Annotated in this window: 19 protein-coding genes and 1 tRNA gene; 15 read left to right on the top strand and 5 right to left on the bottom strand. The window is 67.9% G+C overall.

Translation table 11 applies throughout. The annotated features are described in order from the left end of the window. Positions 1-133: 133 nt before the first annotated feature. From ACXAID_RS05965 to ACXAID_RS05955, 3 genes are all read left to right on the top strand, one after another. Complete coding sequence (locus tag ACXAID_RS05965; RefSeq protein WP_475021284.1) at positions 134-1,960, top strand: alpha/beta hydrolase family protein; 1,827 nt, start codon at positions 134-136, stop codon at positions 1,958-1,960. An 85-nt stretch (positions 1,961-2,045) separates the two neighbouring features. Continuing rightward, positions 2,046-2,249 (top strand): hypothetical protein, encoded by a 204-nt coding sequence (locus tag ACXAID_RS05960; protein WP_475021263.1) that lies wholly within the window; start codon positions 2,046-2,048, stop codon positions 2,247-2,249. Between the two features lie 34 nt (positions 2,250-2,283). Further along, a complete protein-coding gene (locus ACXAID_RS05955; protein ID WP_475021262.1) occupies positions 2,284-2,439 on the top strand; it encodes a DUF6131 family protein in 156 nt (51 codons plus the stop codon). On the opposite strand, the gene ACXAID_RS05950 is transcribed toward ACXAID_RS05955, so the two are convergent. Then, positions 2,436-3,053 carry an SACE_7040 family transcriptional regulator gene (locus tag ACXAID_RS05950; protein WP_475021261.1) on the bottom strand — a complete coding sequence of 206 codons (618 nt, stop codon included), beginning with the start codon at positions 3,051-3,053 and terminating at the stop codon, positions 2,436-2,438. The two genes, ACXAID_RS05955 and ACXAID_RS05950, sit on opposite strands and share 4 nt — an antisense overlap. Before the next feature lie 109 nt (positions 3,054-3,162). On the opposite strand from ACXAID_RS05950, the gene ACXAID_RS05945 reads away from it, so the two are divergent. The 5 genes from ACXAID_RS05945 (at position 3,163) to ACXAID_RS05925 (ending at position 9,268) form a co-directional block, all read left to right on the top strand. Continuing rightward, positions 3,163-4,713 (top strand): carboxyl transferase domain-containing protein, encoded by a 1,551-nt coding sequence (locus ACXAID_RS05945; RefSeq protein ID WP_475021260.1) that lies wholly within the window; start codon positions 3,163-3,165, stop codon positions 4,711-4,713. A 7-nt stretch (positions 4,714-4,720) separates the two neighbouring features. Next, positions 4,721-6,721 (top strand): acetyl/propionyl/methylcrotonyl-CoA carboxylase subunit alpha, encoded by a 2,001-nt coding sequence (locus ACXAID_RS05940; protein WP_475021259.1) that lies wholly within the window; start codon positions 4,721-4,723, stop codon positions 6,719-6,721. Then, entirely contained in the window at positions 6,718-7,878 is a 1,161-nt protein-coding gene (locus ACXAID_RS05935) for an acyl-CoA dehydrogenase family protein (RefSeq protein WP_475021258.1), read from the top strand. Before ACXAID_RS05940 ends, ACXAID_RS05935 begins: the two co-directional genes overlap by 4 nt. Before the next feature lie 77 nt (positions 7,879-7,955). After that, complete coding sequence (locus tag ACXAID_RS05930; RefSeq protein WP_475021257.1) at positions 7,956-8,456, top strand: MaoC family dehydratase; 501 nt, start codon at positions 7,956-7,958, stop codon at positions 8,454-8,456. Next, the gene (locus ACXAID_RS05925; protein WP_475021256.1) at positions 8,453-9,268 is read left to right on the top strand and encodes an HpcH/HpaI aldolase/citrate lyase family protein; all 816 of its coding nucleotides are present in this window, start codon (positions 8,453-8,455) and stop codon (positions 9,266-9,268) included. The genes ACXAID_RS05930 and ACXAID_RS05925 overlap by 4 nt, the downstream gene beginning before the upstream one ends. A 37-nt stretch (positions 9,269-9,305) precedes the next feature. On the opposite strand, the gene ACXAID_RS05920 is transcribed toward ACXAID_RS05925, so the two are convergent. From ACXAID_RS05920 to ACXAID_RS05910, 3 genes are all read right to left on the bottom strand, one after another. Then, positions 9,306-10,058, bottom strand: coding sequence for an enoyl-CoA hydratase (locus tag ACXAID_RS05920; RefSeq protein WP_475021255.1), 753 nt, complete (start codon positions 10,056-10,058; stop codon positions 9,306-9,308). Positions 10,059-10,080: 22 nt separating this feature from the next. Beyond that, positions 10,081-11,877, bottom strand: coding sequence for a BCCT family transporter (locus ACXAID_RS05915; protein ID WP_475021254.1), 1,797 nt, complete (start codon positions 11,875-11,877; stop codon positions 10,081-10,083). Between the two features lie 190 nt (positions 11,878-12,067). Further along, positions 12,068-12,889, bottom strand: coding sequence for a hypothetical protein (locus ACXAID_RS05910; protein WP_475021253.1), 822 nt, complete (start codon positions 12,887-12,889; stop codon positions 12,068-12,070). Positions 12,890-12,947: 58 nt separating this feature from the next. Here ACXAID_RS05910 and ACXAID_RS05905 point away from each other — a divergent pair, with 58 nt between their 5' ends. Continuing rightward, a complete protein-coding gene (locus tag ACXAID_RS05905) occupies positions 12,948-13,859 on the top strand; it encodes a helix-turn-helix domain-containing protein (RefSeq protein ID WP_475021252.1) in 912 nt (303 codons plus the stop codon). A 156-nt stretch (positions 13,860-14,015) separates the two neighbouring features. Continuing rightward, positions 14,016-15,188, top strand: coding sequence for a Fic family protein (locus tag ACXAID_RS05900; RefSeq protein WP_475021251.1), 1,173 nt, complete (start codon positions 14,016-14,018; stop codon positions 15,186-15,188). Between the two features lie 146 nt (positions 15,189-15,334). On the opposite strand, the gene ACXAID_RS05895 is transcribed toward ACXAID_RS05900, so the two are convergent. Continuing rightward, a tRNA-Arg gene (locus ACXAID_RS05895) sits at positions 15,335-15,407 on the bottom strand. A gap of 98 nt (positions 15,408-15,505) precedes the next feature. On the opposite strand from ACXAID_RS05895, the gene ACXAID_RS05890 reads away from it, so the two are divergent. The 5 genes from ACXAID_RS05890 to ettA all read left to right on the top strand — a co-directional run bounded on the left by ACXAID_RS05890 (position 15,506) and on the right by ettA (position 23,782). Then, a complete protein-coding gene (locus ACXAID_RS05890; protein WP_475021250.1) occupies positions 15,506-16,987 on the top strand; it encodes a wax ester/triacylglycerol synthase family O-acyltransferase in 1,482 nt (493 codons plus the stop codon). Between the two features lie 38 nt (positions 16,988-17,025). Next, a complete protein-coding gene (locus tag ACXAID_RS05885; RefSeq protein WP_475021283.1) occupies positions 17,026-18,714 on the top strand; it encodes an HAD-IB family hydrolase in 1,689 nt (562 codons plus the stop codon). Continuing rightward, complete coding sequence (locus ACXAID_RS05880) at positions 18,711-21,059, top strand: glycerol-3-phosphate 1-O-acyltransferase (protein ID WP_475021249.1); 2,349 nt, start codon at positions 18,711-18,713, stop codon at positions 21,057-21,059. Before ACXAID_RS05885 ends, ACXAID_RS05880 begins: the two co-directional genes overlap by 4 nt. A gap of 462 nt (positions 21,060-21,521) precedes the next feature. Next, entirely contained in the window at positions 21,522-21,995 is a 474-nt protein-coding gene (locus ACXAID_RS05875; RefSeq protein WP_475021248.1) for a single-stranded DNA-binding protein, read from the top strand. A 113-nt stretch (positions 21,996-22,108) separates the two neighbouring features. Next, positions 22,109-23,782: an energy-dependent translational throttle protein EttA gene (gene ettA / locus ACXAID_RS05870; RefSeq protein ID WP_475021247.1), complete on the top strand. Its 1,674-nt coding sequence runs from the start codon at positions 22,109-22,111 to the stop codon at positions 23,780-23,782. Positions 23,783-23,784: the final 2 nt, after the last annotated feature.

The raw sequence follows: 23,784 nt of genomic DNA, 5'->3' as shown, positions 1-23,784 counted from the left end.
CCACCTCATGGCTGCAGGGTACCTGTGCACCCGCTCAGTCTGCGCCTTCGTGGCCTCACATCCCGCCGGGCCGGTCGAGCGTGCACAATCGAGCATCGTGGGAGAACAGGTTCGCCGGGTATACGGCGCGTCGATGTCGCCGGACGCGACCGCTTTCGCCCACTTGGTCGATGACGGCGGCTATCCACGCGCGGTTCAGCGGTTCCTGCGGGGTTGGCGGGCCAGTTCCTCGCGTGATGTGGAACTGCCCCTGGAAGGGCCCGTGACCCGGGTGATGCACTCGGCCGACGGTCACTGGCTGGCCTGCCAGGTCGCCCCCGAGGGCGGGACCCGCAATCAGATCTGGGTGGTGACAACCGATCCCGACGACCGGGATGCGCGCCGGATCGACTACTGGCCGTCCGGGGTGGAAGGCACCGCCGAGCTGATCGGCTGGGACGGCGCCCAGGTCGCGGCGATCCTGACCGGCGAGGACGGGGTCGGCAGTTCGTGCCTGATCGACCCCTCGGGCCAGTCCTCGATCGTGCTGGACCGCCGCACGGGCGGCCGGCTGGTCGATGCGTGGGCGGGTGCGTCGCTGGTGCGGGTGGGTCCGCGCGGCTACCGCGACCTGATCATGCTGCGCGGCCTGACCGAGACCGCGTTGCTGCCCTACGACCCCGGCTCGACCACCGACACCGGGATCATCCTCGACGACCACAGCCCGCGCCGGCTGCGCTCGGGTGTCGAAGGGGAGCTGCTCGAGCTCTACCACCCGGCCAAGGACTACGGCCTCAACAGCACCGAGGGCTACGTGCGCGCGCTGATCCGCAGTGAGAACGGCGCCCAGCACGCGCGGCTGCTCGAGGTGACGGTGACCGCCGACGGGGTGGCCTACCAGGTGCTCGCCGAACGGCCCGGCTACGAGCTCGACGAGTTCGCCGTCAGCGACGACCTCTCCACCGTGGCGATGCTGTGGAACATCCACGGCGCCAGCGAATTACAGGTCCTCGAGTTCGGTGACAACACGCTGTATCAGCCGATCCCGCTGCCCGGGCTGGTCGCCACCGAGCTCAGCATCAGCGCGGGCGGGTCGATGCTCGCGCTGACGGTCGAGGGCCCGTCCAAGCCGCCGACCGTCGAGCTGGTGGACCCGCGCACCGGCGAGTGGGAGCTCGTCGACCGGGTGCCCAGTACGGGCCCGCTGTCCAGCGACCCGACATTGGAGACCGTCACCGCCCGGGACGGGTTGCGGTTCACCGGGTGGCTGTTCCGTCCGCCGGAGGGTGTCGAGACCATCGGTGCGATGCTGTTCCTGCACGGTGGTCCGGAGGGGCAGGGCAGGCCGGGGTACAACGAGTTCTTCCCGAGCCTGGTCGACGCGGGTATCTGTGTCTTTCTGCCCAACGTGCGTGGCTCGGGCGGGTTCGGGCGGGCCTTCATGCACGCCGACGACCGCGAACGGCGGTTCGCGGCGATCGACGACGTCGCCGACGCGGTGCACTACCTGGTCGGCAACGGGTACGCGCCGCAGGGATGTGTGGCGTGCTGCGGCTGGTCCTACGGCGGCTACCTGACCCAGGCGGCGCTGGCCTTTCACCCCGAGGAGTTCGCCGCCGGCATCAGCATCTGCGGGATGAGTGACCTGAACACCTGGTACCGCACCACCGAGCCGTGGATCGCCTCGGCTGCCTACCCGAAGTACGGTCATCCGGTCAGCGACCAGGATCTGCTGGAGCGGCTGTCGCCGCTGCCGCGCGCCGCCGCGGTGACCGCCCCGCTGTTGCTGGTGCACGGTCTCAACGACACCAATGTGCCGCCCTCGGAGTCGCTGCAGATGCACGATGCGTTGTCCGCGTTGGACCGCAGATCCGAGCTGTTGTTGTTCGACGACGACGGCCACGAGATCGACAAGCGGGAGAACCGTGCGGTGCTGCTGAAGGCCATGACCGCTTGGCTCACCGAGGCTTTCGGCCACTGAGCCGCCCGGGCAGGTTTATCCGAATTGTCACCAGGGTAAAGCTGTGCTGCGCGTCATTGCGGCGCGTGGACGGAGGAGACAGGACATGCGAGGAGCTCTCGGCGTCATTGTGCTCGTCTGGTTACTGATCGGCGTTTTCGCGGCATACCAGCGGGACTACTTCAGCGGCGGCGAAGCCAACTGCGCCACTGCCGGAAGCATCGCGCTGACCGTCGTCGCGGGGCCGCTTAACTATTTCGGAGTCAATCCCGAAGTGACGGAATGCAATATTCCGCAGCCCAGCCAGTAGCACGCTGACTGGTCAACTGGAGAACGGAGCGATCATGATCGTGCTCGGTGCGATCCTGCTTGTGCTGGGTCTGATCTTCAATTTCGCGGTCCTCACCTATATCGGCGTGGTGCTGCTGGTGATCGGAGCCGTGTTCTGGGTCCTCGGATCCATCGGCCGGCCGGTCGGCGGCCGCAAGGCCTGGTACTAGCCCCCGGGCCCACCCGGGGTCAGCGCGGCGACGGTCATCGTTCGCAGGACGTTTCGCGAGCCGGCGTCGGCCGTCTTGGTCATCCCGGGCTTCATGCTGTGCGCGGTGGAGTTCAGCAGCCCGAATGTGGCATGGGCCATCAGCCGGGCCTGTGACTCGGACAGGTCGGGGTCGCGCCGGCGCAGCACCTCGACCCAGATCTCGACGTACTGCCGCTGGGCGCGCCGCACCTGACGCTTGGCCGAGGGGGGCAGGTTTCCCAGGTCGCGGTCCTGGATGCGGATCAGGTCTGATTCGCCGAGGGCGAAGTCGAGGTGGAAATCGATGAGCGCCGCGAGCGTCGCCGCGGCGTCGGCGGCGTCGGCGGCCACCGCCTGGGCTCCGGCCAGCAGGCGGGTGCTGATCCCGACCAGCAGTTCGGTGAGCAGCGCCTCCTTGTTCGGGAAGTGCCGGTAGATCGCCGGGCCGCTCACTCCGGCCGCGGCGCCGATGTCCTCCAGGCGCACCGCCAGGTAGCCGTTCTCGGCGATCAGCCGCTCGGCCGCCGCGATCAGCTGGCTGCGCCGGTCGGACTTGGCCCGACTTCGCCGCGAAGCGGCGTCCGTGGCGGTCATGACGGAAACCTCCGGCGGTTGCTGGTCGGGGGGCGGTGGACAAGGTGAGTTAGTGATGATTAACATACCACCGGTTAGTGGTCATTAACTCAACTCGAGGCGGGCGCCGATGGCAGTGCGGACATCACACCGTGACGACCACCTCGCGCTGGTCGATCAGTTGCGCGGCAAGCTGGCCGCGGCAGCCCTCGGCGGCCCGGAACGCGCCCGTGAACGCCATGTCAGCAGGGGCAAGTTGCTACCCCGCGAACGCGTCGACGGGCTGCTCGACCCCGGCAGCCCGTTCCTGGAGCTGGCGGCGTTGGCGGCCGACGGCATGTACGACGACGAGTGCCCGGGCGCGGGCATGATCGCCGGGATCGGACAGATCTCGGGCCGCGAGTGCATGATCGTGGCCAACGACGCCACCGTGAAGGGCGGGACCTACTACCCGGTCACCGTCAAGAAGCACCTGCGCGCTCAGGAGATCGCGCTGCAGAACCGGCTGCCCTGCGTCTACCTGGTGGACTCCGGCGGCGCCTTCCTGCCCCGCCAGGACGAGGTGTTCCCGGACCGCGAACACTTCGGCCGGATCTTCTACAACCAGGCGACCATGAGCGCCAAGGGAATCGCGCAGATCGCGGCGGTGCTGGGATCGTGCACCGCCGGTGGCGCCTACGTTCCGGCGATGAGCGACGAAGCGGTCATCGTGCGCAACCAGGGCACCATCTTCCTGGGGGGACCGCCCCTGGTGAAGGCCGCCACCGGTGAGGTGGTCAGCGCCGAGGACCTCGGCGGTGGTGACCTGCACTCCAAGGTTTCCGGGGTCACCGATCACCTGGCCCACGACGACCGCGACGCGCTGCGCACCGTGCGCCGGATCGTCGGCACCCTGGCGCCGCGCGCCGAACCCCCGTGGCAGGTCGCCCCGACGGTCGAGGCCGTCGCCGATCAGGACGAGCTCTACGACGTGGTCCCGGTGGACGCCCGGGTCCCCTACGACGTGCACGAGGTGATCACCCGCATCGTCGACGGCGGCGAGTTCGACGAGTTCAAGGCCTCCTACGGCACCACGCTGGTCACCGGGTTCGCCCGTATCCACGGCCACCCGGTCGGCATCATCGCCAACAACGGCGTGCTGTTCGGCGAGTCGGCGGTCAAGGGTGCGCACTTCATCGAACTGTGCGACAAGCGTGTGGTCCCACTGTTGTTCCTGCAGAACATCTCCGGGTTCATGGTGGGTCGTGACTACGAAGCGGGCGGCATCGCCAAGCACGGGGCCAAGATGGTCACCGCCGTCGCCTGTGCGAGGGTGCCCAAATTGACCGTGGTGATCGGCGGCTCCTACGGTGCCGGCAACTACTCGATGTGCGGGCGGGCCTATTCCCCTCGGTTCCTGTGGATGTGGCCGAACGCCCGGATCTCGGTGATGGGCGGCGAGCAGGCCGCCTCGGTGCTGGCCACCGTGCGCGGTGAGATGACCGCCGAGGAAGCCGAAGCGTTCAAGGCGCCCATTCGGGAGCAGTACGAAAACCAGGGCAATCCGTACTATTCGACGGCGCGGCTGTGGGACGACGGTGTCATCGCTCCTGCGGACACCAGAACGGTTGTCGGGCTGGCGCTCTCGGTGGTCGGCCAGGCGCCGCTGGAGCCGGTCTCCTACGGCGTTTTCAGGATGTGAGGCGAAGATGACTGTCCATCTCGCGTGCTTCGACACCGTTCTGGTCGCCAACCGCGGCGAAATAGCGGTCCGGGTCATCCGCACGTTGCGGGCCATGGGAATACGCTCGGTCGCGGTGTTCAGTGACGCCGATGCGGGCGCCCGGCACGTGCGCGAAGCCGACGTGGCCGTGCGGCTCGGCCCGGCGCCGGCCCGGCAGAGTTACCTGTCGATCGAGGCACTGCTGGCGGCGATCGAACGCACCGGCGCCCAGGCTGTCCACCCCGGCTACGGGTTCCTGTCGGAGAACGCGCAGTTCGCGACCGCCCTGAGCGAGGCCGGGATGGTGTTCATCGGTCCTCCGGTGCAGGCCATCGAGACGATGGGCGACAAGATCACCGCCAAAGCCGCGGTGTCGGCATTCGGAGTGCCTGTGGTGCCGGGTATCTCGCGCCCGGGGTTGACCGACGAGGACCTGCTCGCCGGCGCTGCGGACGTCGGCTTCCCGGTGCTGGTCAAACCGTCGGCCGGTGGCGGCGGCAAGGGCATGCGCGTCGTGCACGAGGCCTCGGAGCTCGCCGCCGCCCTCGCCTCGGCGCGGCGCGAGGCCGCGTCGGCCTTCGGCGACGACACGTTGTTCCTCGAGCGCTACGTACTCAACCCGCGCCACATCGAGGTGCAGGTGCTCGCCGATTCCAGCGGCAACGTCGTGCATCTCGGCGAGCGGGAGTGCAGCCTGCAGCGCCGGCATCAGAAGGTGATCGAGGAAGCCCCGTCACCGCTGCTGGACGAAGCCACCCGCGCGCGCATCGGCGCGGCGGCGTGCGACACGGCGCGCAGCGTCGACTACACCGGCGCCGGCACCGTGGAGTTCATCGTCTCGGCCGACCGGCCCGACGAGTTCTTCTTCATGGAGATGAACACCCGGCTGCAGGTCGAGCATCCGGTGACGGAGATGATCACCGGCCTGGACCTGGTCGAACTGCAGGTCAGGGTGGCCGCGGGGGAGAAGCTGCCACTGGCACAGGGTGACGTCGAGCTGCGTGGGCACGCGATCGAGGCGCGGGTGTACGCCGAGGACCCGGCCCGCGGCTTTTTGCCCACCGGCGGGACGGTGCTGGCGGTTCGCGATGCGGGCGGGCCCGGTGTGCGGGTCGACTCCGGGCTGGCCGACCGCACCGTCGTCGGCAGCGACTACGACCCCATGCTGGCCAAGGTCGTCGCCCACGCCGGTGACCGTGCCGGCGCATTGCGTTCGCTCGATGTCGCGCTGGCCGGGACCGCGGTGCTCGGGGTGCAGACCAACGTCGAATTCCTGCGCTTTCTGCTGGCCGATCCCGATGTCGCCGCCGGCCGGCTGGACACCGGGCTGCTGGACCGGCGCACCCCGGACTTCATCCGGGCGCCGACGTGCGACGACGACCTGATCGCCGCCGCGGCCTACCGCTGGCTTCGGTCCTGGCCCGCAGGTGCCACCAGCGGCTGGGATGTCCCCTCGGGGTGGCGGATCGCCGGCTCGGCGCCGATCCCGTTCCGCATGCGGGCCGGCGAGCGGACCGACCACGTCTGGCTGACCGGCACCCCGCAGGACGCGACCGCAACCGTCGAGGGGGGTCTTCCCCGGACCCTGGCCGCGGCGCTGACCGGCTCGACGCTCGCCGTCACGATCGATGGCCTGCGCACCGACTACCTGGTGGCCTCGGACGGCAGCCAGATCTGGCTGGCCGGCGGCGGGCGCACCGTGGTGGTCGAAGAGGTGCTCGAGGCCCCGGTCCGCCCCGACGACGCCCACAGTGGCGACGCCGAACTCACCAGCCCGATGCCCGGCTCGGTGGTGGCGGTCGGCATCGAGAACGGGGGCACGGCTCGCGTCGGCGATGTCGTGGTGACCGTCGAGGCGATGAAGATGGAGCACACGCTCACCGCGCCCGTCGACGGCACGGTGGAACTGCTCGTCAGCGCGGGCGATCAAGTGAAGGTGGGCCAGCTGCTGGCCCGGATAACGGCAACCGAGGAGCCTGGAACATGACGGACTTTCTTTCGACCGGCACTCTGCCCGACCACTACGAGCAGCTGGCCAAGACGGTGCGCGACTTCGCCCAGAGCGTCGTCGCCCCGGTGTCGGCCAAACACGACGAGGAGCACTCGTTCCCCTACGAGGTCGTCGCCGGGATGGCCGACATGGGGCTGTTCGGTCTGCCGTTCCCGGAGGAGTACGGCGGCATGGGCGGCGACTACTTCGCGCTGTGTCTGGCGCTCGAGGAACTCGGCAAGGTCGACCAGAGCGTCGCGATCACCCTCGAGGCCGGGGTGTCGCTGGGCGCGATGCCGGTGTACCGCTTCGGCAACGAGGAGCAGAAGCAGCAGTGGTTGCCGCTGCTGGCCTCCGGCAAGGCACTGGGTGCTTTCGGGCTGACCGAGGCCGGCGGCGGCAGCGACGCCGGCGCCACCAAGACGACCGCCCGGGAGGACGGGTCGAGCTGGGTGATCAACGGCTCCAAGCAGTTCATCACCAACTCCGGTACCGACATCACCAAGCTGGTGACCGTCACCGCGGTGACCGGAGAGCGGGACGGCAAGAAGGAGATCTCGTCGATCCTGGTGCCCGTGCCGACACCGGGTTTCACCGCCGAACCGGCATACAACAAGGTCGGCTGGAACGCTTCGGACACCCACCCGCTGAGCTTCGACGACGTTCGGGTGCCGCAGGAGAACCTGCTCGGCGAGCGCGGCCGCGGCTACGCGAACTTCCTGCGCATCCTCGACGAGGGCCGCATCGCCATCGCCGCGCTGTCGGTGGGCGCGGCGCAGGGCTGTGTGGACGAGAGCGTCAAGTACGCCAAGGAGCGCGAGGCGTTCGGCAGGCCCATCGGTGCCAATCAGGCGATCGCGTTCAAGATCGCCCGGATGGAGACGCGCGCGCATGTGGCCCGCTCCGCCTACTACGACGCGGCGGCGCTGATGTTGTCGGGCAAGCCGTTCAAGAAGCAGGCGGCGATCGCCAAGCTGGTGGCCAGCGAAGCCGCGATGGACAACGCCCGCGACGCCACGCAGATCTTCGGCGGATACGGCTTCATGAACGAGTACCCCGTCTCCCGCCACTACCGCGACAGCAAGATCCTCGAGATCGGTGAGGGCACAACCGAAGTCCAGCTGATGCTGGTCGGGCGGGAGCTGGGACTGTGAGCGGTGCGAACGATCAGACAGAAGTGAGCGGTGCGAACGATCAGACAGAAGTGAGCGGTGCGAACGATCAGACAGAAGTGAGCGACGACAGCGGAAAGAAGATCGTCACGCAGCGCGGGCTGTGGTTCGAGGAGTTCGAAACCGGCGTGGTCTATCAGCACCGTCCCGGGCGCACCATCACCGAGGCCGACAACGTCCTGTTCACCACCTTGACGATGAACACCCAGGCACTGCATCTCGATGCCGCGTTCTCCGATGCCTTGCCGCCGTTCAACCAGCGGCTGGTCAACTCGATGTTCACGCTGTCCACACTGGTGGGGCTGTCGGTGGCGCAACTGACCCAGGGCACCATCGTCGGTAATCTCGGCTTCGGTGAGGTGGCGTTCCCGAAGCCGCTTTTCCACGGCGACACCCTCTATGCCGAGACCGAGGTCACCGACAAGCGGGAGTCCAAGAGCCGCCCGGGCGAGGGCATCGTCACCTTCGCCCACACCGGCCGCAACCAGCACGGCGACATCGTGGCCACGGCGTCCCGAAAGACCATGGTGCGCAAACGGCCCCAGGAGGAGCGTCGATGACTGCGACGACCGGGCTGGTGGCGGGGCCGGGGTGGCTGTTCTGCCCGGCCGACCGTCCCGGGCGTTTCGAGAAGGCCGCCGCGGCAGCCGATATCGTGATTCTCGACCTCGAAGACGGGGTGGCCGCCGACGACCGCCCCGCGGCCAGGCAGGCGCTGGTCGATGTTCCGCTGGACCCCGCGCGCACCGTGGTGCGGATCAACCCCAGTGACACCGCCGACCATCCCCTGGATCTCGAGGCGCTCGCCCGGACTCCGTACCACACCGTGATGCTCGCCAAGACCGAGGGGCCCGAACAGATCAGCGCGCTGGCCCCACGCAACGTGGTGGTGCTGATCGAGACACCGTTGGCGGCATTGCGGGTGACCGAGTTGGCCCGGGTCGACAATGCGTTCGCACTGATGTGGGGCGCCGAGGATCTGTTCGCGGTGCTGGGCGGTACCGCCAACCGGTATCCCGACGGCTCGTACCGCGAGGTGGCCCGGCACGTGCGTTCGCAGTCGCTGCTGGCCGCCAAGGCCTACGGCCGGCTGGCGCTGGACTCGGTGTACCTCGACATCAAGGATCTCGACGGGCTGCGCGCCGAGGCCGACGACGCGGTCGCCGTCGGATTCGACGCCAAGGTGGCCATCCATCCCAGCCAGGTCGCGGTCGTGCGGGCGGCCTACGCCCCGACCGAGGAGCAGGTGGACTGGGCGCGCCGGGTTCTCGACACCGCACGGCGCGAACGAGGTGTGTTCGCCTTCGAGGGCACCATGGTCGACGCCCCGGTGCTGCGGCGCGCCGAGCGCATCGTGGCGTTGGCGCCCTAGCCCGGGGACTGGTCGGGGAGCCGGCGACCGAAGCCGGTCACCGGCGTTTGGCGGCCGCCAGGCGTTCGGCGAATGCCGGGGACAGGATCGAGCACGCCTGCGGGCCGAGTTCGGTGTCCACCGCGATGCGGTGCTGGTCGGTGTCGACGACACCGGGGTTGGCGGTGGCCCGCATCGACGCCTTGGTGGCCAGCACCACCTCACGGGGGGCGCCGGCAGGCCCGGCGGCGAGGTCGCGTGCCGCGGCGACCGGGTCTTCGGCGATCTGCAGGGCCAGACCGTGCCGGACCGCGGCCTCGGCGTCGAAGCGCATGCCGAACAGCAGTGACGCCCGGGCGACTTGAGGCCCGACCGCCCGCTGCAGCATCCAGGTGGCGCCACCGCCGGGATGGATCCCCAGCTTCTGGAAGCGGGGATCGAACAGTGCGGCCGGGCCGGCGATGCGTACGTCGGCGGCCAGCGCCAGGTTCAGCCCGGCCCCGACCGCGGCACCGTTGACCGCGGCGATCGTCGGCAGCGTGCAGTTGGCCACTGCGAGGAAGCCGTCATAGATCGCCAGCAGCCCGTCTTCGGTGGCCTCGCCGAGGGCACTGAGGTCGGCCCCGGCGCAGAACGCCTTGCCCGCCCCGGTCACGATGACCGCGTGCACGTCGGGGTCGGCCTCGGCGTCGTCGACGGCGGAGCGCAGGGCCGCGGAGATCTCCGCGGTCACCGCGTTGCGCCGCTCGGGGTCGTTGACGGTGAGTAGCGCAACGCGGTCCTCGACGTGGACCAGTACCGGATCGGTCATCGGCTCAGCCTACGGATCGGCCTCAGCTCGATGTCGAGGACTGCTCCTTGTGGTCACCCTCGAAATCACCCTCGCCCTCGCCGAGCGGATCCACCGGCTTGGCGACGGTGATCTGGCCGGTCTTCTCGTGCACCTGAACGGTGTCGGCGTTGATCTGGTGCACCGCGACGAAGCCGGCCAGGGTGGCCGACATCTCGTGGTGGCGCTTGCCGTTGGTCGGGGCGTGTTCGGCCGCGTCGGACACCCGCATGAACTGGGGTGTGGTGGCCAGGTCGTAGCGGAACGCACGGAACATCGCGACACACGCCGCGACCATCACCAGCGAGAACGGCAGTGCCGTGGCGATGGACGCCGTCTGTAGCGCTGTCAGCGAACCCGACCCGCCGATCACCAGCAGCACGGCGGCGGCCACACCCTCGAGGATGCACCAGTAGATCCGGCTGGCCTTCGGCGGATCCAGGTCGCCACCGGCGGCGAGGATGTCGACGACCAGCGACCCGGAGTCCGACGAGGTGACGAAGAAGAAGATGATCACCGCGATCGCGATCACGCTGGTGATCACGCCGAGGGGCAGCCCTTCGAGCAGGCGGAACAGTGAGGTGTTGGCGTCCACGGCGCCGTCGACGAGCATGTTGCCCTCTTCGCGCTGGCGCATGATGCCGGAGTCGCCGAACACGGTGAACCACAGCGAGCCGATCACGGTGGGCACGAGCAGCACGCCGATGACGAACTGGCGGATGGTGCGGCCGCGGGAGATTCGGGCGATGAACATGCCGACGAAGGGCGCCCAGCTGATCCACCAGCCCCAGTAGAAGATGGTCCAGCTACCGAGCCACGCACCGTCGGTGAACGGGCCGGTGCGCAGCATCAGTTCGGGCATCGACGTCGCGTAGTTGCCCAGGTTCTGCACCCAGGCCTGCAGCAGAAACAGCGTCGGGCCCAGCAGCAGGACGAACACCGTCAGCCCGGCGGCCATCGCCATGTTGATGTTCGACAGCCATTTGATGCCGCGACTGACGCCGAGAATCACCGAGCCGGTGGCGACCGCGGTGATCGCGGCGATCATTCCGACGGTCCACCAGTTGTTCACCTCGATCCAGCCCAGGTATTGCAGCCCGGAGCTGATCTGGGTGATGCCGAAGCCCAGCGAGGTGGCCACACCGAACAGCGTGCCGACGATCGCGACGACGTCGACGGCGTGCCCGATCCAGCCTTCGACGCGTTCGCGGCCGATCAGCGGCTCGAGCAGCCAGCGCACCGACAGCGGACGGCCGCGGCGGTAGGTCATGTAGGCCATGCCCAGCCCGACAACGACGTAGATGGCCCAGGCGTGCAGTCCCCAGTGGAACATCGTCAGGGACAGCGCCTGGTTGGCGGCCGCGTCGGTGGAACCCTCGATGCCCATGCCCGGCGGCGGGTTGATGTAGTGCGACATCGGTTCGGCGACGCCGTAGAACACCAGGCCGATGCCCATGCCCGCGCTGAACAGCATCGCCAGCCAGGCGTAGAACCCGTATTCGGGGCGTTCCGTGTCACGGCCCAGCCGGATGGTGCCGATCCGGGACAGCCCGCAGTACAGGGCGAACACGACGAAGCCCGTGACGACCAGGACGTACCACCAGCCGACGGTTTCGGTGATCGCGGAGTTGAGGTTGGTGAACGCGTTCTCGGCGGTAGAGGAGAAGACCACCGAGAAGATGATGAGTCCGAAGATGACTATCGAGGCGGGAATGAAGACCGCGGGCAACACGCTCCGCCAGGCCGCCTTGAGCGGCCCGTGGCTCTTCGTTTCGCCGTCGGGCGGACTCGTGGTCGCCACGATTGCCTCCTATATACCGTCGTCAACTCGTTACGTGCGCCAGTCATCACTGGTTCATCCCGTGGAGGGTCGTGCTGTGACCCTACTCGCTCGCCCGGCCGCTAGCGCAGCTGACCGACCAGCGACTGGGTGGTACCCGTTTCGTGAAGACGCCACACCGGTAGTTCGTGGGCTCCGTCGCGGCCGGCCGTCACGGTATGAACTGCTGCTCGCCGGCGCGGGTGTGGCGCCAGTCCTGGTAGAGCAGCTTGGCTCCGAGGTAGCCGAAGACGAGCGGGAACACGAAGTACTGATACTGCGTCCACAGCAGCGCCAGCAGGGTGTCGGCCACGCCGCCGGGCATGTTGGTGAAGCCGCCGAACACCTCGCTGAACGAGAAGATGAAGGTGGCCACCACGGGTTCGCCGGCGCCGAGCACCGGGATGAGATAGCGCGCCGCCGAGCGCTTGCGGTTCAAGTGCCAGAACGCGACGACCGAGGCGGCGTTGACGAACGCATAGATCTCCAGCGTGAAGAACGTCGGATCGTGATTGACGGTGCGCAGGTCGACCGATGCGAACGAGGCCAGGTCCCACCAGTACATGTGCAGGATGTTCTCCCGCATCCATGGCGTGTAGGCGATCACGTCGCCGAGCGTGTTCAGGTCGTGGAAGACGAAGGGGGAGAAGATCACCCACGGGATCTCCCAGAGCAGGTTGGTCAGCAGGTAGGAGACCATCCAGAGCACCAGGCATTCGTGGAAGAGCTGCATGCGGGGCCTACGCCGCGCGCCGGGAAGCAGTAGTGGGATGACCCAGCCGTTGAGCCAGATGCTGATGCCGTAGAGGGACGCCTTGGTGCTGGTGGTGAAGTCGAGCACGCCCAGATAGAAGAGCGTGGCCAGGATCGCGGTCGCACCCCAGAACAGCGCTGTCCAGATGCCGAAGGCCCGCCAGGTGGTTGCCGCCACCTTCCGTTCCGGGGCCAGCGTCGGTGTTCGGGTGTTTTTCTCGGTGCCGTCCAGCGTCGCCATGTCGTGGATTCCCCTCAGCTCTTGCTAATGTCGAAATATCGACATAGAGTTCGATAATGTGACAGAGACGGTAGCCGGGTCGGTGAGTGGCGGTCAAGGGACCTCACCGCCGACCGAACGTGTCGTGTCGGTGCTGGAGCTCCTCGGCCGCGATCCGGCCCGGCAGTTCTCGTTGGCCGAGATCTGCCGCAGCCTCGACATCAGCCGGGCCACCGGGCACGCCATCCTCGTGACACTGGCGGCACGCGGATGGGCGGTCCGCGACTCCGAGACGGCCTGTTACGCGTGGGGTCCGGCCGTGGCGGCGCTGGGGCAGCCGGCCGAGGTGCATCAGCACCGAGCCGACCTGCAGGCGCTGGCCGCTTCGGCAGGCAGTCAGGTTTCCCTCGCCCGGCGCGAAGGAGCCACCCTGGTCGTCGTCGACACCGTCGGCGAATGCCTGACCGGGCCGAGGATCTGGCGTGGGATGCGCACCCCGTTCGTGGCGCCGATCGGCCGCGACTACATCGCGTGGTCGAACGCCGAGGCCCAGCAGCGGTGGCTGCACACCACCGGGACGCCGAGTCGCGCCTTCGAAGCGCGGATGACCGCCGTGCTCGACGAGATCGCCCAGCGCGGCTTCGTCGTCGAACGGCTCAGCCGTCAGTACGTGCGGGTGTACACCGCGCTGCGGGCACTCAGCGCCGACGGCGAGGTCGACGAGATCACCACAAAGCTGGCGCAGGCGTTGGCCGACCTGGCGGTCATCGACGTCCTGGGGGAGGAACTCGACAAGCCGGACCCCTACAGCGTCGCCACCATCTCAGCGCCGGTGCGCAACCCCGACGGTGGGGTGACGATGACGGTGATGGTCTCGGTGTTCGCCACCCTCGATGGCACGGCGATCCGGGGCCTGGGTCAGCAGGTGCGCGCCACCGCCGACGCGATCGAAGCCCGCCTGGCGCGGTTCGGGAATCCGGCGGGAAGCTGAGCGGGTCAAGCGGATGCGGTTGGGCGCCTTGACCATGAGTCAGACCGCCAACGTGGGGTGGCGGTCGTTATTGGGCGGACCGTCTCGCCCGCAGATCTGAAGTCAACCCGCCCCATTAACTTCACTTATACATATAGCTGAAGTTAGACTCGGAGCGTGACTTCACTTCGTCCCATCACCTACGAGGACGTCCGCTGGGAGCCGCAGGACGGGCGCGACGTGGGTGGGGCGCGACCTCGATACGGCACTTATCACCCCGCCGTACCGGCTGGCATTGCCGACCTCACCCTCGATCTGCCGCCGTCGTTGTTGGCTGAGGCGGAGTCCGCCAGCCGCGAGATCGCACGCTTCGATGCGGAGCTCGGCGGCGAGATAGCACCGTTTGCTTCTGTGTTGTTGCGGTCGGAGTCTGCGGCGAGCTCGCAGATCGAAAACCTGACCGCAACGGCGCGCGCCGTTGGCGAGGCCGAGCTGCCTGGTGGCAAAGCTAAGCGAAACGCTGAGATGATCGTCGCCAACACCTCTGCGATGCAAGCAGCGCTCGCCTTGTCCGACACCGTCAATGCCGACGCCATCCGGGCGATGCACCGGGCGTTGATGGTCAACGATCCACTCCACACGCCAGGGGAATTCCGCACCGAGCCCGTGTGGATAGGAGGTGGTTCAACTCCGATCGGCGCGACGTTCGTCGGCCCGCGCCATGAGTTGATCGCTGAGGCGATAGGCGACCTCATCGAGTTTGTGCACCGCGCCGATGTTCCGGCGCTGCCGCAGATCGCGGTGGGCCATGCACAGTTCGAAACCATTCACCCGTTCACCGACGGCAACGGCCGTACGGGCCGCGCTTTGGTGCAAGCGCTGCTGCGCAACAAAGGCTTGACGCGCCAGGTGACGATGCCGGTCTCAGCCGGGCTGCTGGCAGACACCGACGCGTACTTCGCCGCGTTGACCCGTTACCGCGACGGAGACGCCGCGCCGATTGTCGAACGCTTCTCGCGGGCCACCGTCCTGGCCATTGCCAACGGGCGACAACTAGTCACCGAACTCCGCGATATCCGCGAAGGTTGGAACGAGGTGATCGCCGCGCGATCGGACTCCGCGGTGTGGAAGGTGGCTGACTTGTTGACCCGTCGCCCGGTCGTGAATGCCGCACTGTTGGCGCAGGAGCTAGGCATCGAGTCCACCAACGCGCACCGCTACCTCAACCCGCTCGCCGAGGCGGGAATCCTCGTCGAGGCGGCCAGCGGGCCCCGTAACCGGGTATGGCGTTCGCCCGAAGTGCTTGCAGTACTCGATGCTTTCGCCGAACGCGCCGGCCGGCGACGCTGAACACATCCGGCTGGCGCCGCTGAGGGTCGTCAACGAGGTCGCAGACCTGCTCGACAAAGCCGTCGCCGACAACTCAGGGCCGCGAGAGACGACGAATAGACGACGACCGGCCTTGTTGAGCACGGGAAAAATACCACTCTGACGAGCGCCCCCGGCAGGGATCGAACCTGCGACCGACCGCTTAGAAGGCGGTTGCTCTGTCCGCTGAGCTACGGGGGCAACGCCGAGGAGTGTATCGCGTCGGCAACAGGTGACCGCCGTGCCGACCGCGACAAAAGGCGTTCCGCACTGTTGGGTCGCCGACTAGTTTGGACGCCATGAGCAACGCGCCGGAACTGGATGCGGCCGGACTGCCGGAGGAACTCAGCCCACTCGATCAGATCCTGCATCGCGGCGAAGCCAACCCGCGGACCCGCTCGGGCATCATGACCGTCGAACTGCTCGACACCACCCCGGACTGGGAGGTCTTCCGGACCCGCTTCGAGAACGCCTCGCGCAAGGTGCTGCGGCTGCGGCAGAAGGTCGTCACACCGACATTGCCGACGGCCGCGCCGCGCTGGGTCGTCGACCCGGACTTCAATCTGGACTTCCACCTGCGCCGGGTGCGGGTCCCCGAGCCCGGAACCTTCCGGCAGGTGATGGATCTGGCTGAGGTCGCCGCCCAGTCACCGCTGGACATCTCGCGCCCGCTGTGGAACGCCACGCTGATCGAAGGGGTGCAGAACGGGCAGGCCGCCCTGATGGTGCACCTCAGCCACGCCGTCACCGACGGCGTCGGGGGAGTCGAGATGTTCGCCCATCTCTACGACCTCGAGCGCGACCCGCCCCCGCAGGACACCCCACCGCTGCCGATCCCGGCCGACCTGTCGCCCAACGACCTGATGCGGCGGGGCCTCAACCGGCTGCCGATCACCATCGTCGGTGGGATGCGCGACGCGGTCGTCGGCGCCGCGCACGCGGTGGGGCACGTGGTGCGCGACCCGGTGGCCCGGATGGGCAGCGTCATCGACTATGCGATGTCCGGTGCGCGGGTGATCGGTCCGGTGGCCGACCCCTCGCCGCTGCTGCGCAGGCGCAGCCTGTCCTCACGCAGCGAGGCGATCGACATCGAATTCGGCGATCTGCACCGCGCCGCCAAGGCGGCGGGCGGGTCGATCAACGACGCCTACCTGGCCGGGCTGTGTGCGGCGCTGCGGTTTTATCACGGGGCCAAAGGGGTGCCGGTGGACACGTTGCCGATGGCGGTCCCGGTCAATCTGCGGTCCGAGGCGGATCCGGCCGGCGGCAACCGGTTCGTCGGCGTGAACCTGGCCGCGCCGATCGGGTTGGCCGACCCCGAGGCGCGGATCAAGAACATCAGATCGCAGATGACCCGCAAGCGCGACGAGCGGGCGCTGGACATGGTCGGCGCCATCGCGCCGGTCGTGAGTCTGCTGCCCGACACCGTTCTGGAGTCGATGGCCGGGTCCATCGTCAACTCCGACGTGCAGGCCAGCAACGTGCCGGTCTACGCGGGTGACACGTTCATCGCCGGCGCCAAGGTGCTCAGACAGTACGGCCTCGGACCGCTGCCCGGCGTCGCGATGATGGTGGTGCTGGTGTCGCGGTCGGGCTACTGCACGATCACCGCACGCTACGACAGGGCCTCGATCAGTGATCCGGGCCTGTTCGCCCAGTGCCTGCTGGCCGGGTTCGACGAAGTGCTCGCACTCGGCGGCGACGGGCAGGCCATCCCGGCCACTTTCACCGAGGACTCCCAGGCATTCACCTACGCGCACAACGGAAGTGGTCCACAGTGACGTTCGAGCTCACGCCCGGCTCCGCCGGCAACCGGCAGATGCGGCTACCCGGGTCGGTCGCCGAGGTCGAGGCGAGCCCGCAGGGTTCGGCGGTCGGTGCGTTCTTCGACCTCGACGGCACGCTGGTGGCCGGGTTCACCGGGGTGGTGATGACCCAGGACCGGCTGCGGCGCCGCCAGATGTCGGTCGGGGAGTTCATCGGCATGGTGCAGGCCGGCCTCAACCATCAGCTCGGCCGCTCGGAGTTCGAGGACCTGATCGGCAAGGGTGCGCGGATGTTGCGCGGGAACTCGGTCGCCGACATCGACGAACTCGCCGAACGGCTCTTCGTGCAGAAGATCGTCAGCCGGATCTACCCGGAGATGCGCGAGATCGTCCGCGCCCACATGGCCCGCGGGCACACCGTCGTGCTCAGTTCCTCGGCGCTGACGGTGCAGGTCGAGCCGGTCGCCCGGTTCCTCGGGATCAACAACGTGCTCAGCAACAAGTTCGAGACCGACGAGGACGGGCTGATCACCGGCGAGGTGCAACGACCCATCATCTGGGGTCCGGGTAAGGCCAGGGCGGTCCAGGAGTTCGCCACCGCCAATGGCGTCGACCTGTCCAAGAGCTACTTCTACGCCGACGGCGACGAGGACGTCGCGTTGATGTACCTGGTCGGCAACCCCCGCCCGACCAACCCGGAGGGCAAGCTGGCGGCCGTCGCCGCCAAGCGCGGCTGGCCGGTGCTGCGGTTCAGCAGCCGCAGCGGGGCCAGCCCGGTCTCGCAGCTGCGCACCGTCGCCGGCATCGCCACCATGGTGCCGGTGGCCGCGGGCGCGCTGAGCCTCGGTCTGCTGACCCGCAACAAGCGCACCGGAGTCAACTTCTTCACCTCGGTGTTCGGACGCACCCTGCTCAACACGGTGGGCATCAACCTGCAGGTGCTGGGCCGGGAGAACCTGACCGCGCAACGTCCGGCGGTGTTCATCTTCAACCACCGCAACCAGGCCGACCCGCTGATCGCCGGGCGGCTGGTCAACGACAACTTCACCTCGGTGGGCAAGAAGGAACTCGAAAGCGATCCGGTGGTCGGCACGATGGGCAAGATCCTCGACGCCGCCTTCATCGACCGCGACGATCCGCAGAAGGCCGTCGAGGGGCTCAAGAAGGTCGAGGAACTCGCCCGCAAGGGCCTGTCCATCCTGATCGCCCCGGAAGGCACCCGGCTGGACACCACCGAGGTCGGCCCGTTCAAGAAGGGTCCCTTCCGGATCGCGATGTCGGTGGGCATCCCGATCGTGCCGATCGTGATCCGCAACGCGGAGGTGATCGCGGCGCGCGACTCGAGCACGTTCAACCCGGGAACGGTGGATGTCGTTGTCTATCCGCCGATTCCGGTGGATGACTGGACGCATGACAACCTCAACGAGCGAATCGCCGAGGTGCGTCAGCTCTACCTGGACACCCTGAAGGACTGGCCACACGACGAGCTGCCCACCCCGCAGCTCTACCGGCGTGCCGCCGAGAAGGCCCCGGCGAAGAAGACCCCGGCGAACAAAGCCGCGGCGAAGAAGACTCCCGCCAAGAAAGCGGCGAAGAAGACCGCCGCCAAGAAAGCGGCGAAGAAGACCGCCGCCAAGAAAGCGGCGAAGAAGACCACGCAAGCCAAGGACGCCGACTCCGCAGGGCCGACACCGGCCAAGGATGCGCCCGCCAAGCAGACCGGCAGCAGGGGACGGCCATGAAGATCCGCGCCGACGACATCACCGCGTTCTCGGCGGTCGACGACACGCTCGTCCTCGCGTCGGTGTCGTCGCCGGCCGAAGAGGAGCTGCTCGCCGACTGGCTGCGCCGCCAGCGCCAGGAGCACCCGGATTCCAAGATCGAGGTGCTCAAGCTGCCCGCCGACGACGACCCGCCGCCCGGCGTGCTGGCCCGGCTCGTGGAGCTGCTCGAAGCCGACGACGACCGCTCGGTGGTGCCGGTGCGGGTGTTCTGGGTCCCCGGCGGTCTGCCGACCCGCTCCAAGGTGGTGGCCGTGCTGTCGGGCCGGGACACCTACTGCCCACCCAAGCTCGTGCAGCACAGCATCCTGAAGCGCGACCCGTCGAGGGCGCGTGTGGTGGCCGGTGAGCCTGCGAAGGTGTCCGAGCTGCATCGGCAGTGGAGCGACACCACGGTGGCCGAGAACGCCAGGGAATTCGCTCGATTCGTCATCCGGCGGGCCATCCTGGCGATCGAACGGGTGGAGCTGCGACTGCTCGGGCCCGAGTACAAGTCACCCCGGCTGATCAAACCCGAGGTGCTCGCCTCGGCACGGTTCCGCGAAGGCCTCGACAAGATCCCCGGCGCGACGGTCGAGAAGGCCGGCGAGATGCTCGACGAACTCGGCACCGGGTGGAGCAGGTTCTCGGTGGATCTGATCCCCGCGCTGGGGCGGGCGATCTTCAGCCGGGGGTTCGACCCCAACATCGACTACGACCGCACCGAGGTCGAATCGATGCGCCACGCACTGGAATCGCATCCCGCGGTGCTGCTGTTCTCCCACCGTTCCTACCTCGACGGGGTGATCGTCCCGGTGGCGATGCAGGAGAACCGGCTGCCCCCGGTGCACACCTTCGCCGGCGTCAACCTGTCCTTCGGCTTCATGGGCCCGCTGATGCGTCGCTCCGGCGTCATCTTCCTGCGGCGCAAACTCGATGACCCGCTCTACAAGTTCGTGCTGCGCCAGTTCGTCGGCTACATCGTGGAGAAGCGGTTCAACCTGTCCTGGGCGATCGAGGGAACCCGGTCACGCACTGGAAAGATGTTGCCGCCCAAGCTCGGTCTGCTCGCCTACGTTGCCGACGCCTACCTCGACGGGCGCAGCGACGACATCCTGCTGCAGCCGGTGTCGATCAGTTTCGACCAGCTGCACGAGACGGCCGAGTACGCCTCCTACGCCCGGGGCGGGGAGAAGACCCCCGAGGGGTTGTCGTGGCTGTTCAACTACATCAAGGCGCAGGGTGAGCGCAACTACGGCAAGATCTACGTGCGCTTCCCCGAGGCCGTCTCGATGCGGGAGTACCTGGGCGAGCCGCACGGTGCGATGACCCGCGACGACGCCGCCAAACGGCTTGCGCTGCAGAAGATGGCCTTCGAGGTGGCGTGGCGCATTCTTCAGGTCACGCCGGTCAACGCGACCGCGCTGGTGTCGGCGCTGCTGCTGTCCACCCGCGGTGTCGCGCTGACCCTCGATCAGTTGCATCACACGCTGCAGGACACGTTGGACTACCTCGAACGCAAACAGGCACCGATGACCAACAGCGTGCTGCGGCTGCGCGCCCCCGACGGTGTCCGGGCCGCGGTGGACGCACTGTCGAACGGACATCCGGTCACCCGTGTCGACGGCGGCCGCGAGCCGGTGTGGCTGATCGCCCCGCAGGACGAGCTCGAAGCCGCGTTCTACCGCAATTCGCTCATCGACGTGTTCCTGGAGACCTCGCTGGTCGAGTTGTCCCTCGCGCACGCGTCGAGGGCGAAAAACGATCGGTTGGAGGCGTTCTGGACCCAGGTGATGCGTCTGCGCGACCTGTTGAAATTCGACTTCTACTTCGCTGACTCCGCGGGTTTTCGCGAACACGTGGCCGAGGAGATGTCCTGGGAACACAACTGGGAGGACGATGTCGCTGCCGGCGGCGAACGCATCGACGCCGTGTTGCGGGCCAAGCGCCCGGCTATCGCCGGGCCGCTGCTGCGGCCGTTCTTCGAGGCCTACTGGATTGTCGCCGACGTCCTGGTCGATGCGCCGGCGGACATCTCGGAGAAGGACCTGACGGCCAGGGCGCTGGCGGTGGGGCAGCAGTACATCGCGCAGGCCGTCGTCCGCTCGGCGGAGTCGGTGTCGGCGTTGTTGTTCACCACGGCCCGGCAGGTCGCCGCCGACCAGAACCTGCTCACCCCCGCGGCCGACCTACGCGAGCGACGGGAGGCTTTCCGCGACGAACTGCGGGGCGTTCTGACCGACATGGACAAGGTCGACGCCATCGCCCGCGACCAGTTCGTCGCCCGCGAGCGCAGCCGCCGCGAACTGCATCCCGAGGTCGTCTGACCGGACCCGTTGGGCCCGGACCATCCGCGCCGAAGGATCGCTGGGCTGCGGGGGGCGGCAGATGGTGACAATTTATCTGTCTGAGTGTTCAGATATTCAGTTTCGGTGATAGCGTGGCGGTACGGGCCGGCCTGGCGCCGCCGATGCAGCAGATCGTTTACCGTTTCCGACCTCGGGGTGGTAGTCGACGCCACGGCCGGCCCGTTCCGGCCGCCGAACCCGCTGACTGTCGCGGTTCGGCCAACCCGGCCTCTCCCGGTGCCCCCAAGCCCGCAGCGGTCCTCGGCGCTGCCCTGCCGCCGGGGCTTTCCCCGGTCATCCCCAATGCGGGTTTCATCCACAGAGCTTGCCCGTCGCCCGGCCGCGAGCCGCCACGTGTCGGGGCCCGGGCGGTCAATGGTCGTGTGACCGACCGGGCAGGTGCCCTACCTGGCCCGCAGCCGAAGACAGAGAGGATCCATCATGTTCGAGACCCCCATCACCGCAGTGGGCACCATCGTCACCAGCCCGGAGCGTCGCCGGGTCGGCGATCAGGAGCTGATCAAATTCCGGGTGGCGTGCAATTCGCGCCGCCGTGGCGCCGACGGAAGCTGGGAGCCGGGCAACTCGCTGTACGCGACCGTGAACTGCTGGGGGCGCCTGGTGACCGGCGTCGGCGCCGCCCTCGGCAAGGGTGACGCGGTGATCGTCGTCGGCTTCATCTACACCAGCGAATACGAGGACCGTGACGGCAACCGGCGATCCTCGCAGGAGATCCGGGCCACCGCGGTCGGGCCGGATCTGGCCCGCTGCATCGCCCGGGTCGACAAGCGGCGCCATCCCGAGGCGGCAGAGCCGGCCACCGACCCCGAGTCCGTGGCTGCCGGCACCGACACTGCCGAGGTCAACGAGGTGGGGCAGGCCGACGAGGCCGGGGAGCTGTCACTGAGCGCCTAGCGCCGCAGACCGGATTCGTGACCGCGCCTAGGATGGGGCCCGACTACCGCGGAGGTCCGAGATGATCCCGGGAAGCACCACACCGGGATCGAGAAAGGCGACATCGAAGGCAAATGGCCGAATTCATCTACACGATGCGGAAGGTCCGCAAGGCGCACGGCGACAAGGTCATCCTTGACGACGTCACGCTGAACTTCCTTCCGGGCGCGAAGATCGGCGTGGTCGGTCCCAACGGGGCCGGTAAGTCGAGCGTCTTGCGGATCATGGCCGGATTGGACCAGCCCAACAACGGCGATGCGTTCCTGCAGCCCGGAGCGACGGTCGGCATCCTGCAGCAGGAGCCCCAGCTCGACGAGACCAAGACGGTGCGCGAGAACGTCGAAGAGGGCGTGGCCATCAAGGCCAAGCTCAACCGCTACAACGAGGTCGCCGAACTGATGGCGACCGACTACTCCGACGAGCTCATGGAGGAGATGGGCAAGCTCCAGGAGGAGCTCGACGCCGCCGATGCGTGGGACATCGACTCGCAGCTCGAACAGGCGATGGACGCGTTGCGCTGCCCGCCGCCCGACGAGCCGGTCACCCACCTGTCCGGCGGCGAGAAGCGCCGGGTCGCGCTGTGCAAGCTCTTGCTTTCCAAGCCCGATCTGCTTCTGCTCGACGAGCCGACCAACCATCTCGACGCCGAGAGCGTGCTGTGGCTCGAGCAGCACCTCGCCGAGTACAAGGGCGCGATCCTGGCGGTCACCCACGACCGCTACTTCCTGGACAACGTCGCCGAGTGGATCCTCGAGCTCGACCGTGGCCGGGCCTACCCCTACGAGGGCAACTACTCCACCTACCTGGAGAAGAAGGCCGAGCGCATCGCCGTCGCCGGGCGCAAGGACGCCAAGCTGCAGAAGCGGCTCAAAGACGAGCTGGACTGGGTGCGCTCCGGTGCGAAGGCTCGGCAGGCCAAGAACAAGGCCCGGCTGCAGCGCTACGAGGAGATGGCCGCCGAGGCCGAGAAGACCCGCAAGCTCGACTTCGAGGAGATCCAGATCCCGACCGGCCCGCGACTGGGCAACGTCGTGGTCGAGGTCGATCACCTCGACAAGGGTTTCGACGGCCGCACGCTGATCAAAGACCTGTCCTTCACGCTGCCGCGCAACGGCATCGTCGGGGTGATCGGACCCAACGGCGTCGGCAAGACGACGCTGTTCAAGACCATCGTCGGCCTCGAACAACCCGACAGCGGCACCGTCAAGGTCGGCGAAACGGTCAAGCTGAGCTACGTCGACCAGAACCGTGGCGGAATCGACCCCAAGAAGACGGTGTTCGAAGTGGTCTCCGACGGCCTGGACTTCATCGAGGTCGGGCAGAACGAGATGCCGTCGCGTGCCTATGTGTCGGCTTTCGGTTTCAAGGGTCCCGACCAGCAGAAGCCGGCTGGGGTGCTGTCCGGCGGTGAGCGCAACCGGCTCAATCTCGCGCTGACCCTCAAGGAGGGCGGCAACCTGATTCTGCTCGACGAGCCGACCAACGACCTCGACGTGGAGACCCTGAGCTCGCTGGAGAACGCGTTGCAGAACTTCCCGGGCTGTGCCGTGGTGATCAGCCACGACCGGTGGTTCCTGGACCGCACCTGCACCCACATCCTGGCCTGGGAGGGCGACAGCGACAACGAGGCCAAGTGGTTCTGGTTCGAGGGCAACTTCGGTGGGTACGAGGAGAACAAGATCGAGCGGCTGGGTGCCGATGCTGCCCGTCCGCACAGGGTCACACATCGGAAGCTCACGCGGGACTAGTC

This window comes from Mycobacterium sp. ABE4_509 (assembly GCF_056160785.1).
The sequence above is the reverse complement of the archived record's forward strand: the minus strand, read 5'-3'. Positions and strand labels throughout refer to the sequence as shown.